Annotated in this window: 14 protein-coding genes; 13 read left to right on the forward strand and 1 reads right to left on the reverse strand. The window is 35.4% G+C overall.

Annotation, left to right across the window (positions count from 1 at the left end; translation table 11 throughout):
- The first annotated feature begins 65 nt into the window (after positions 1 to 65).
- From infA to eno, 8 genes are all read left to right on the forward strand, one after another.
- Positions 66 to 287, forward strand: a complete 222-nt coding sequence (infA, locus tag DLK05_RS04345; protein ID WP_054714084.1) for a translation initiation factor IF-1 — start codon at positions 66 to 68, stop codon at positions 285 to 287.
- Between the two features lie 11 nt (positions 288 to 298).
- Positions 299 to 415, forward strand: a complete 117-nt coding sequence (gene ykgO, locus DLK05_RS04350) for a type B 50S ribosomal protein L36 (RefSeq protein WP_054714088.1) — start codon at positions 299 to 301, stop codon at positions 413 to 415.
- Between the two features lie 35 nt (positions 416 to 450).
- The gene (gene rpsM / locus DLK05_RS04355; protein ID WP_127342760.1) at positions 451 to 828 is read left to right on the forward strand and encodes a 30S ribosomal protein S13; all 378 of its coding nucleotides are present in this window, start codon (positions 451 to 453) and stop codon (positions 826 to 828) included.
- A gap of 10 nt (positions 829 to 838) precedes the next feature.
- Positions 839 to 1,228 (forward strand): 30S ribosomal protein S11, encoded by a 390-nt coding sequence (gene rpsK / locus DLK05_RS04360; protein WP_127342761.1) that lies wholly within the window; start codon positions 839 to 841, stop codon positions 1,226 to 1,228.
- Positions 1,229 to 1,351: 123 nt separating this feature from the next.
- Positions 1,352 to 1,960, forward strand: a complete 609-nt coding sequence (rpsD, locus tag DLK05_RS04365) for a 30S ribosomal protein S4 (protein ID WP_127342762.1) — start codon at positions 1,352 to 1,354, stop codon at positions 1,958 to 1,960.
- Positions 1,961 to 1,981: 21 nt separating this feature from the next.
- Positions 1,982 to 2,974, forward strand: coding sequence for a DNA-directed RNA polymerase subunit alpha (locus tag DLK05_RS04370; RefSeq protein WP_127342763.1), 993 nt, complete (start codon positions 1,982 to 1,984; stop codon positions 2,972 to 2,974).
- 6 nt (positions 2,975 to 2,980) lie between these two features.
- On the forward strand, positions 2,981 to 3,523 hold the full coding sequence (rplQ, locus tag DLK05_RS18520; RefSeq protein WP_127342764.1) for a 50S ribosomal protein L17: 543 nt from the start codon (positions 2,981 to 2,983) through the stop codon (positions 3,521 to 3,523).
- Between the two features lie 126 nt (positions 3,524 to 3,649).
- Complete coding sequence (eno, locus tag DLK05_RS04380) at positions 3,650 to 4,936, forward strand: phosphopyruvate hydratase (RefSeq protein ID WP_127342765.1); 1,287 nt, start codon at positions 3,650 to 3,652, stop codon at positions 4,934 to 4,936.
- A 52-nt stretch (positions 4,937 to 4,988) separates the two neighbouring features.
- Here eno and DLK05_RS04385 read toward each other — a convergent pair whose 3' ends face one another.
- The gene (locus DLK05_RS04385) at positions 4,989 to 5,504 is read right to left on the reverse strand and encodes a response regulator (protein ID WP_209319706.1); all 516 of its coding nucleotides are present in this window, start codon (positions 5,502 to 5,504) and stop codon (positions 4,989 to 4,991) included.
- A gap of 206 nt (positions 5,505 to 5,710) precedes the next feature.
- Here DLK05_RS04385 and ettA point away from each other — a divergent pair, with 206 nt between their 5' ends.
- The 5 genes from ettA to hutH all read left to right on the forward strand — a co-directional run bounded on the left by ettA (position 5,711) and on the right by hutH (position 11,508).
- Positions 5,711 to 7,393 carry an energy-dependent translational throttle protein EttA gene (gene ettA, locus DLK05_RS04390; protein WP_127342767.1) on the forward strand — a complete coding sequence of 561 codons (1,683 nt, stop codon included), beginning with the start codon at positions 5,711 to 5,713 and terminating at the stop codon, positions 7,391 to 7,393.
- A gap of 200 nt (positions 7,394 to 7,593) precedes the next feature.
- Positions 7,594 to 7,947, forward strand: a complete 354-nt coding sequence (locus DLK05_RS04395; protein ID WP_127342768.1) for a DUF4870 domain-containing protein — start codon at positions 7,594 to 7,596, stop codon at positions 7,945 to 7,947.
- Positions 7,948 to 7,951: 4 nt separating this feature from the next.
- The gene (locus tag DLK05_RS04400; protein ID WP_127342769.1) at positions 7,952 to 8,287 is read left to right on the forward strand and encodes a hypothetical protein; all 336 of its coding nucleotides are present in this window, start codon (positions 7,952 to 7,954) and stop codon (positions 8,285 to 8,287) included.
- A gap of 160 nt (positions 8,288 to 8,447) precedes the next feature.
- Complete coding sequence (gene hisS, locus DLK05_RS04405; RefSeq protein WP_127342770.1) at positions 8,448 to 9,809, forward strand: histidine--tRNA ligase; 1,362 nt, start codon at positions 8,448 to 8,450, stop codon at positions 9,807 to 9,809.
- Positions 9,810 to 9,996: 187 nt separating this feature from the next.
- A complete protein-coding gene (hutH, locus tag DLK05_RS04410) occupies positions 9,997 to 11,508 on the forward strand; it encodes a histidine ammonia-lyase (RefSeq protein ID WP_127342771.1) in 1,512 nt (503 codons plus the stop codon).
- The last annotated feature ends 725 nt before the right edge of the window (positions 11,509 to 12,233 follow it).

The raw sequence follows: 12,233 nt of genomic DNA on the forward strand, positions 1-12,233 counted from the left end.
AAATGCAAAAAGCCTCTCGGTTTTTTAATTTGATGAGGGAATAAACTATAAAATAAAGAAAACTTATGGCTAAACAGCCTTCAATAGAACAAGATGGTACAATTACCGAAGCATTATCTAATGCTATGTTTCGTGTAGAACTTGAAAACGGACATGTAATTACAGCACACATTTCCGGTAAAATGAGAATGCACTACATTAAGATTTTACCTGGTGATAAAGTAAAAGTTGAAATGTCACCGTATGATCTTACTAAAGGGCGCATTACTTTTAGATACAAAAATTAAATTCAATAAAAATGAAAGTAAGAGCATCTGTAAAAAAACGTTCTGAAGATTGTAAAATCGTAAGAAGAAAAGGACGTTTGTATGTGATTAATAAAAAGAATCCTAAGTTCAAACAACGTCAGGGATAATTTAGTTAACTTTGTAATAGATAAATATTTAATTTATGGCTAGAATTGTTGGAGTTGATCTGCCTCAGAACAAAAGAGGTGAAATTAGCTTGACTTACATCTATGGTATTGGTCGTAGCGCTGCTCGTCAAATTTTGAAAGAAGCGGGTATTTCGTGTGATACTAAGGTGAAAGATTGGACCGATGATGACTCTGCGAAGGTTCGTCAGGCGATTAATGCAAGCTTTAAGGTTGAAGGAGAATTGCGTTCTTTAAATCAACTGAATATTAAACGTTTGATGGATATCGGTTGTTATCGTGGTATTCGTCACCGTATTGGATTGCCAGTGCGTGGACAGAAAACCAAAAACAACTCACGTACCAGAAAAGGTAAGAGAAAAACAGTTGCAAATAAAAAGAAAGCAGTTAAATAATTGTTGAGTTATGGCGAAAAAGTCAGTATCAGTAAAGAAAAAAGTGGTGAAAATTGAACCTGTTGGACAGGCTCATATCCACTCATCTTTTAACAATATTATCATCTCCTTGACTAATAATAGTGGACAAGTAATTTCATGGTCATCCGCAGGTAAAATGGGTTTTAGAGGTTCTAAAAAGAATACTCCATATGCTGCCCAGCAAGCTGCAACGGATTGTGGAAAAGTTGCTCATGATTTAGGTTTGAGAAAAGTGAAGGTATATGTTAAAGGACCAGGTAATGGTCGTGAGTCTGCTATCCGTGCAATAAATGCATGTGGAATAGACATCGCAGAAATTGTAGATGTTACTCCATTACCACATAATGGATGTAGACCTCCTAAAAGGCGTAGAGTTTAATTAAAATTACAAGAGTTTAAGACTAGAATATTTTTTTGAAATCCTCTCAAAAAACGCGGCACTTTTTTTATTCTAATCTTAGCAAAGAATTTCTATCGTAGAAAAATTTAAATTTAAAAAGAGATGGCTAGATATATAGGACCAAAGAGTAAAATTGCAAGAAAATTTGGTGAGCCAATTTTTGGACCTGATAAGGCATTTGAACACAAAAACTATCCTCCAGGACAGCACGGAAATAGCCGTAGAAGAAAAAAAATGTCTGAATATGGAGTTCAGTTAAAAGAGAAACAAAAAGCCAAATATACTTATGGTGTATTGGAGAAGCAGTTCTCAAACTTATTTAAAAAGGCCGCAAGTAGTAAAGGTATTACTGGTGAAGTTTTGTTACAACTTCTTGAAAGTCGTTTAGATAACGTTATTTTCAGATTAGGTGTTGCTCCAACAAGGTCAGCTGCTCGTCAGTTGGTTAGCCATAAACATATAACTGTTAACGGTGAAGTTTGTAATATTCCTTCTTATTCAGTAAAATCAGGGGATATTATTGGAATTCGTGAAAAATCGAAATCTTTAGAAGTTATTGCTGATTCTTTATCAACTGCTAGATATAACCAATCATCTTGGTTAGAATGGGATCATACCTCTCTAAGTGGTAAGTTTTTAAACATACCTGAAAGAACAGAAATTCCTGAAAATATCAAGGAACAGTTAATCGTTGAATTGTATTCTAAGTAATAAATAGTTAATTAGTAATTTATGGCAATTTTAGCTTTCCAAAAACCGGACAAAGTTATCATGCTCAACGCTGATGAAAGATTCGGGAAATTCGAATTTCGTCCATTAGAGCCTGGATATGGTATTACAATTGGTAACGCCTTACGGAGAATATTACTTTCTTCTCTAGAAGGATACGCCATCAATACCATTAAAATTCAGGGCGTAGATCATGAGTTTTCTACAATACCGGGAATCATTGAGGATGTTACCGAAATGATCCTTAATTTGAAACAAGTACGGTTTAAACAAAAAGTTGAGGAAGTTGACAATGAGTTAGTAACTATTACTATCTCAGATCAGTCGACTTTTACAGCAGGCGATATTAACAAGTTCCTTACCGGTTTTGAGGTGTTGAATCCAGAACTTGTGATTTGCAGAATGGACAGCTCTGCCAAATTACAAATGGACTTGACAATAGGGAAAGGACGTGGATATGTTCCTTCTATTGAAAATAAACCTGTTGATGCGGAATTTGGTGTAATACCAATCGACTCAATTTATACTCCAATTAAGAATGTAAAATTTGATGTTGAGAATTATCGTGTAGAGCAAAAAACAGATTACGAAAAACTTGTTTTTGAAATCACTACGGATGGTTCAATTCACCCAAAAGAAGCATTGAAAGAAGCTGCTAAAATTCTTATTTATCACTTCATGTTGTTCTCTGATGAAAAAATAACACTTGATTCTGACGAGAAGTTTGCAAATGAAGAATTTGATGAAGAAGTTTTACACATGCGCCAGCTTTTAAAAACGAAATTAGTGGATATGGATCTTTCAGTTCGAGCACTAAACTGTTTAAAAGCTGCTGATGTTGACACTTTAGGAGATTTAGTTCAGTTCAATAGAAACGACCTTCTTAAATTTAGAAACTTTGGTAAGAAATCTTTAACTGAATTGGATGATTTATTAGTATCCTTGAATTTAACATTTGGTATGGATATTTCTAAGTATAAATTAGATAAGGAATAACGGAAAATGAGACATAGAAAGAAATTTAATCATCTTGGAAGAAAAACTGCTCATCGTAAAGCAATGTTGGCAAACATGGCAGCTTCCTTGATTTTGCATAAAAGAATTTCAACTACTACAGCTAAAGCTAAGGCTTTAAAAATGTATGTTGAACCGCTAATCACTAAAAGTAAATTAGATACTACTCACTCTCGTCGTATTGTATTTAGTTATTTAAAACAAAAAGAAGCGGTAACTGAATTGTTCAGAGAAGTTTCTCCAAAAATAGCTAGTAGAAATGGTGGTTATACCAGAATATTAAAAACTGGTAATCGTTTGGGGGACAATGCTGAAATGTGTTTGATAGAGTTAGTTGATTTTAACGAAACTTATATCAGCGAAAAGAAAACTGAAGCTAAAAAGTCTACCAGAAGAAGACGCTCAAGTAAGGCTGCTACAAAAGTAGAAGGAACTGAAGCTGTTGAAACAAAAGTTGAGGAATCTACTGAAACAAAAGCAGAAGAGCCTAAAAAAGCTACAGATGATACATCTAAAAAGGAAAACGAATAGTTAATCTTTTTCAAAGAACGAAGGGGTAAAGTTTAGCTTTATCCCTTTTTTAGTACCCTAGAAAAATTGCATACGATTGCGTTATATTATTTTTATTATTAATAAAACTTTTAATATCCAGAAGTTATGTCTGAAATTGTAAACATTTACGGTCGTGAAATTTTAGATTCACGTGGAAATCCTACTATCGAAGTAGAAGTAACTATTGCTAGTGGTTTTATGGGACGCGCAGCAGTTCCTTCAGGAGCCTCTACTGGTGAAAATGAAGCATTAGAACTTCGTGATGGTGATAAATCTCGCTATTTAGGAAAAGGAGTTTTAAAAGCAGTGGATAATGTAAATAACATTATCGCAAAAGAATTAATAGGTATGGATGCCTTAAATCAAGTTGCTATTGATAAAGCGATGCTAAAGCTTGATGGTACTAAAACAAAATCTAATCTTGGAGCAAATGCCATTCTTGGTGTTTCATTAGCTACAGCCAGAGTTGCCGCTGCTTATTTAGGTTTACCTCTTTACCGTTATGTAGGCGGTACAAATGCGAATATTCTTCCAGTTCCAATGATGAATATCATCAACGGTGGATCTCACTCAGATGCTCCGATTGCTTTTCAGGAATTCATGATTCGTCCTGTTGGTGCACCTTCATTTCGTGAAGCTTTACGAATGGGTGCTGAAGTATTTCATAACCTTAAGAAAGTACTTCACGACAGAAATCTTAGCACTGCTGTAGGTGATGAAGGTGGATTTGCACCATCTTTAAATGGTACAGAAGATGCATTAGAATCAATTATTAAAGCAATTGAGCTAGCTGGTTATAAAGCCGGTCGTAAAGAAGATGGTGGTCAGGTATCTATTGCTCTTGACTGTGCTGCTTCAGAATTTTATGTAGATGGAAAATACAACTATGCAAAATTTGAAGGAGAAGGTGGTGCTATTAGAACTTCGGAAGAACAAGCAGCTTATCTTGAAGAATTAATTTCTAAATATCCTATCGATTCTATTGAAGATGGAATGGATGAAGGAGATTGGGATGGCTGGGTAACGCTTAATGCCAAAATTGGAGATAAGTGCCAAATTGTTGGTGATGATTTATTTGTAACTAATGTTGAATATCTTGCAAAGGGTATTAAGTTGAATGCTGCAAATTCTATTTTGATTAAATTAAATCAAATTGGAACTCTAACTGAAACTTTGAATGCAATTGAAATGGCACACAGAGCAGGTTATACTACAGTAACATCTCACCGTTCTGGTGAAACTGAAGATGCCACACTTGCTGATATTGCTGTTGCTACAAATTCAGGTCAGATTAAGACTGGTTCTTTGAGTCGTTCGGATCGTATGGCAAAATACAATCAATTACTTCGTATTGAAGAGGAATTGGGAGAAAATGCAATTTTTGGTTGCTAAATTTTCTTCATGTATACAAAAAAAAAGGGATTTTTTTAAAATCCCTTTTTTTTTATAAATAATCCTGAACTAAATCATAAAGTGTTTTACATTGGAAAGGTTTGGATAAATATGCATCCATACCAATCTCTATCGAAATTTCTTTGTCATCGGAATAATAGTTTGCTGTGAATGCAATAATTGGAACAGGTCTTTTTGTTCCGCGTTCTTCTTCCAATTTACGAATTCTTAAGGATGCTTCTATTCCTCCCATTATGGGCATTTGAAGATCCATTAATATTATATCATAGGAATTTTCAGCAAAGAGCTCTAATGCTTCTTTTCCATTTTCGGCAATGTCGACCAATGCTACCTTGTGTTTTAGGTAAACCTCAAGTGTTTTTCTATTACTAGGTTGATCTTCTACTAATAGAATTTTAGCATTTTCAATTGCGATATCTGTTTTATTAGGATGCGTTCTTACAATTTGTGTTGAGTCGATGTTTTCTTCCCAGTATATTTTTTTCCTGGTTTCAATACCAATTTGCTCAAGTAAATCTGCTAGTTTTTTGTTAGTTGTCTTTTCCATTTTAAACTCCATAATTAATAGTTAAAAATAGAAATTTTCAAGTATAATTAAAAATTGTATCTCTATATTTTATCTATCTAGTTTAATTATAAATTCAAGATTATTCTCTAATATACTCCTTTTTGTTAGTTTTTTTGGATTATTAAAGTCAAATCAATTTTTATATTTTTGTGCAAAACATATAGATACCTTAAAATAGAATTTAAATGGCGGACGACAAGAAAATCATTTTCTCAATGATGGGAGTTAATAAAATATTTCCTCCTCAAAAAAAAGTATTGAGTAATATAAATCTATCCTTTTTTTATGGTGTAAAGATTGGCATTATCGGTCTAAATGGCTCTGGTAAGTCAACACTCTTAAAAATAATAGCAGGTTTAGAAAAATCTTTTGATGGGCATGTTGTATGGCCTAAAGAGCATAGCATAGGATATTTAGAACAAGAGCCACATTTAGACAATAATAAAACTGTAAAGGAAATTGTTGAAGAAGGAGTACAGGAAATTGTAGATGTTTTGGCAGCCTACGAAGCTGTTAATTTAAAGTTTGCCGATCCGGAAGTATTGGAAGATGCAGATAAGATGCAGGCAGTAATGGATGAGCAAGCCGAACTACAAGAAAAAATTGACAGATTTGATGCCTGGAATCTGGATACAAGATTGGAAAGAGCTATGGATGCACTTCGTTGTCCGGAAGGCGATGCACTGGTAAAGCATCTTTCGGGAGGAGAAAGAAGAAGAGTTGCCCTTTGTCGATTGCTTTTGCAGGAGCCGGATATTCTTCTTTTAGATGAGCCAACAAATCATTTGGATGCAGAATCAGTTCAATGGTTAGAGCAACATCTACATCAATACAAAGGAACTGTAATTTGTATCACCCACGATCGTTATTTCTTAGATAATGTGGCAGGTTGGATTTTAGAATTGGATAGAGGGGAAGGAATTCCATGGAAGGGAAATTACACTTCCTGGTTGCAACAGAAAACCCAACGAATGGAGCAAGAAGAGAAGGTTGCAAGTAAGAGAAGAAAAACATTAGAGCGAGAACTGGAATGGGTGAATATGTCGCCAAAAGCTCGTCATGCGAAGAGTAAGGCTCGATTAAAAGCCTATGACAGCTTGATGAGCCAGGATACCAAGCAAAAAGAAGAAAATCTGGAGATTTTTATTCCCAACGGACCGCGATTGGGAAATAAAGTAATACTCGCAAATGAAGTTTCTAAAGGATTTGAAAATAAATTGTTATTTGAAAATTTAGAGTTTGAATTGCCTCCTGCAGGAATTGTTGGTGTTATTGGTCCCAATGGGGCTGGTAAAACTACTTTGTTCAGGATGATAATGGGATTAGAACAAGCCAACAAGGGAAGTTTTGAAGTGGGAGATACTGTAAAAGTTGGTTATGTAGATCAGCAACATGCTGATATTGATCCTGAAAAATCTGTTTACGAAGTGATTTCCGGAGGAGGAGATCTCATTAGTGTTGGGGGAAGAACAGTAAATGCCCGAGCATATGTAGGACGATTTAATTTTACTGGAGCCGATCAGGAAAAGAAATGTGGCGTACTTTCCGGAGGGGAACGTAACCGCCTGCATTTGGCATTAACCTTAAAAGAGGAGGCAAATGTGCTGCTCCTGGATGAACCAACCAATGATATAGATGTGAATACTTTGAGAGCTTTGGAAGAAGGATTGGAAAACTTTGCCGGTTGTGCAGTGGTTATTTCGCATGACAGGTGGTTCTTGGATAGAGTTTCCACTCATATACTTGCTTTTGAAGGTAACTCGGAAGTGTATTTCTTCGAAGGCAGCTTTTCCGATTATGAGATCAATCGTAAAAAGAGATTGGGAGATGAAGGTCCTAAGCGAATAAGATATAAGAAACTTAATTAATGGAGATAGTAATAGGGAAGTAACTTGTTTTCAGTTCTTCCCTTAATTTTTGTATCTTAAAAGGAGTGAGGATTTAAAGTTTTTATTTTAATAAAAAGATCAATAAGATGGCATTTTTGAAGAGTCTGAAAATCGATCTAAATTGAAAATATATCGCTTTGCAATCCCCTTTTTTTATCTACAAACTTAAACTTATCACCATGAATCAATTTGCTACTCCAACGGATGAAAGAAATTGGGCAATGTTTTGTCATCTTTCTGCTTTTGCCGGTGTTATTATTCCTTTAGGTAACGTAATCGGCCCATTAATTCTTTGGTCGATGAAAAAGGAAGACTCAGAATTAGTTGACCGCGAGGGAAAAAAGTCAATTAATTTCCAGATCTCGATGACCATTTATCTGTTTATTTCCGGTTTATTGGTTTTTGTAGGAATAGGAATATTATTGCTTATTGCATTGGCTTTATTAAATTTGATCTTTGTTGTAATGGCAATTGTAAAAACACTTAATGGGGAGGATTACAATTATCCGTTCAGTATTAATATCATAAAATGACAGAATGAGTTCTTTTAATATTTACAAGGCAATCTACTATTTGGGGGTTGCCTTAATTTTTATTGGTGGATACCGTTTCTTGAAAGGACAAGATCATGCATCCATTTTTTTTTCGATAGGTTTGTTTTTATATGCAGGGCTTCAGTTGTATTTACTCTCTTATCAGCCCATTAAATCCTGGGAAAGATCGGAATATCTAAAATTAGTGGTGGGTGTATTATACCTATCAGCAGTTGTACTACTTTTATTTATGAATATGCATGCCTGGTACGCAGTATTTATATTGGGAATGACCTTAGATTTTTTTACAAATATTTTTAAAAAAATAAGAAGGCAATAAAAAAAACAGGGCACATCCGGGTTTACATATTTTAGTCTTTTTTATGGGGTTTATTGTTACCTGTTATACGATAGTAAGTATCACACGTAAAGCAGTGGTAACTCTCAAATAATTTGATAATTTTGTAGCTCTAATAAAATAACCAAATTAAAGTATAGTAATGGCTCAAAAACCGTCAATCCCAAAAGGAACAAGAGATTTCTCGCCTGTAGAAATGGTGAAAAGAAACTATATTTTCGATACCATCAAAAAGGTATTTCAGCTATATGGATTTATGCCTATTGAAACACCATCCATGGAAAATCTATCCACTTTGATGGGGAAATATGGAGAAGAAGGAGACAAACTTTTGTTTAAGGTTTTAAATTCAGGAGATTTTTTATCCAAGATAGACGAAACGCAATTACGAGAAAGAAATTCAATCAAATTAACAACTAAGATTAGCGAAAAAGGCTTAAGATACGATCTTACAGTACCATTTGCCCGTTATGTAGTGCAACATCGTAATGAGATTAATTTCCCTTTTAAGCGATACCAAATTCAGCCAGTATGGAGAGCCGATCGTCCTCAAAAAGGAAGATACCGTGAATTTTATCAGTGCGATGTTGATGTTATTGGCAGCAATTCCCTTTTGAATGAAGTAGAATTGATTCAAATTGTGGATGAAGTGTACAAACGCTTACAGCTTAATGTGATAATAAAGCTGAATAATCGTAAAATATTGGCAGGAATAGCAGAGGTTATTGGCGAAGCGGATAAGATTATTGATATTACTGTTGCTATCGATAAGTTAGATAAAATAGGATTGGATAATGTAAATAAAGAATTGGTAGATAAAGGAATCGCACAAGAAGCAATTGACACTTTACAACCAATCATACTTTTATCCGGTACCAATCAGGATAAGCTTGCAAAATTAAAAGAGCTGCTGGCATCCTCCGAAATAGGGAGGAAAGGAATAGAGGAATTGGAAATTGTTTTCAATTACCTGAATCATTTGAATGTGAATACAGAGGTTGAGTTGGACTTAACTCTTGCAAGAGGATTAAACTATTATACCGGTGCAATTTTCGAAGTAAAATCGAAAGATATGGAGTTCGGTAGTATCACCGGAGGAGGACGATACGATGATTTAACCGGAATTTTTGGCTTAAAGGATGTGTCTGGTGTAGGAATCTCATTTGGAGCAGATCGTATTTACGATGTACTCGAACAAATGAATAAATTTCCTGAGGAAACGGAAGCAACCACAAAAGTGTTGTTCATCAACTTTGGCGAAAAAGAGGAAAGCTTTTGTTTGCCTATCTTAGCAAAATTGAGGGCTAATGGTATTAATGCAGAAATTTTTCCTGCTTCGCAAAAAATGAAAAAGCAAATGACCTATGCCAACAACAAAAATATTCCTTACGTAATTTTAGTAGGGGAGAGCGAGTTGGAAGAAGGAATGCTTAGTTTGAAAGACATGGAAACCGGTGAGCAGGAGAAATTAAGCCCGGAACAATTAGTAGAGAAGCTTACCTAAAGCAGGTAGTGTTACTGTTATAAAAAATTTTAGAATAATGATATTCGCCTTTTTCGAAGATAGACCCATTGAAACTATTGGAGGAGACATCCGTTGTCCTTGATGAAAAAGCGCGTGCATTAAATATTCGTATGGTAGTAAAACCAGCGAATTCTTCTAAATATTAATACAATAACACAAATACAACATGACAAACAAACATTTTATTTCTCCGGAAAAATTAACTTTTGAGAGAATTGAAGAGATATTAGAAAATAAGTATCAACTAGGATTATCCGAAGAATCAAAAAGCTTAATCCAGAAGTGTAAGGATTATTTGGATCAAACCATTGCCAAATCCACCAAACCAATTTATGGAATCACAACAGGTTTCGGATCGCTTTGTAAAATTTCAATTCCAGAAGCAGATTTGAGTCAGTTGCAAAGTAATTTGGTGATGTCTCATGCCTGTAGTATCGGAAATATAATTCCTAAGGACGTAATTCGTTTGATGCTATTGCTTAAAGCTCATGCTTTATCCTTAGGAAAATCAGGCGTTCAACTAATTACCGTGGAGCGTATCATCGATATGTACAATATGGATGTGCTTCCTGTTGTTCGGGAACTGGGCTCATTGGGAGCTTCCGGCGACCTTGCTCCATTGGCAAATCTGTTCTTACCTCTATTTGGTGAGGGAGAAGTGATATATAAAGAGGAGATTCGTCCGGCTAAGGAGGTTTTGAAAGAGCTTAACTGGAAACCAATAAAACTTGGTGCAAAAGAAGGTTTAGCATTATTAAATGGTACTCAATTCATGAGTTCTCACGCGGTTTATACCTTGTTAAAAGCATTTCAGTTAGTAAAATATGCTGATATTATAGGTACTATTTCTCTGGAAGGATATGACGGTAGAATCGATCCTTTTCTTGCTCCAATCCACGAAGCAAGACCACACAGTGGACAAATTGAAACTGCCCGTAACATTCGCAAACTATTGGAAGGAAGCGAACTGATACAGAAGGAGAAGAAGAATGTTCAGGATCCTTATTCATTTCGTTGTATGCCTCAAGTTCATGGTGCTTCAAAGGATGCGATTGCCTATGTAGCCAAGGTTGTGGAAACAGAAATTAATTCGGTAACAGATAATCCAACTATTTTTGTTGACGAAGACATGATCATTTCAGGAGGAAATTTCCATGGTCAGCCTTTGGCATTAAGTTTAGATTTTCTGGCAATAGCAATGGCCGAACTAGGAAGTATTTCCGAAAGAAGAACCTATCGATTGATTTCAGGAGATCGGGACTTGGCAGAGTTTTTAATTACCAATTCGGGACTAAACTCAGGATTTATGATTCCACAATATGCAGCGGCTTCCATTGTTAGTCAAAACAAGCAATTGTGTACACCATGTTCTGTCGATTCGATACCTTCTTCCAACGAGCAGGAAGATCATGTTAGTATGGGTGGAAATGCAGCAACTAAATCGTTACGTGTTGCCGAGAATGTAGAAAGGATATTAGCAATAGAACTAATGAATGCAGCTCAGGCTGTAGATTTACGTCGTCCAGGAAAATCGTCTCCATTTATTGAAGATTTCTTGGCTCAGTTCAGAACGGTTGTTAGTTTCAACGAATTCGACCGTGTCATGTATAAGGATATTGATGCTTCTATAGCCTTTTTGAAAGAAGGCCGATTTGTAGCAGAGGAATCTTTAATTTAAGCAGTCCGCGAGGAAATCCAATTGGAGATTATCGCATAGCATACACAAGGAGGCTGGCCTAAAGAAAGATTGGCCTCCTTTCATTTTCAACATATTTGGCCGCAGATACCCGCTAAAAATAATCAGGGCGTGTCCCTCCAATCGTCGGGTCAGGCTTTTCGCTGCTACTCCTCGCCCCAACCCACTGGCCAAGCTAAGCTGTGGGGTATACGCTGCAATCCTTCACGCAACCCGCATCTTCCTTTTTGCTAAACAAGCGTATTATCGCAACGCTTCTTCTTTATAGTCTGGTTTGGGCGAAGCGCCAATTAATTGGACAATATTGAAAGGATTTCAATATGTATTATCATTGGGCGGATCCTTCACTGAGGTTCAGGATGACAACAACTAATATTGTGATTCTCTAATCAATATCTTTGTAAAGGTTTCTATTTTTGAGATTAAGCCAATCGAAAGCTCCTTGGTTTTTAAAATCAGCCTTATTTAATCTTCATTTAAAAAAAGGATGCTGCCGTTCGCAATCTAAATTGCATATTACTTGCCCCCAGCTTTAGCTGGAGGATGGAATAGTATACAAATGTAAATAGCAAACAAAAAAGTATCAAATTTTCGCAATTAAAAAGTACCACTTTATAGGACAAAAAATTATTAATTGAATATTGATTTTCTATTCTCCATTCTATAGCTATTGCCATCAAGTTTTAGGACTTCGCAACGATAAAGTA

It is taken from the genome of Ancylomarina longa (assembly GCF_003996985.1).
In the GTDB taxonomy this organism is placed as follows: domain Bacteria; phylum Bacteroidota; class Bacteroidia; order Bacteroidales; family Marinifilaceae; genus Ancylomarina_A; species Ancylomarina_A longa.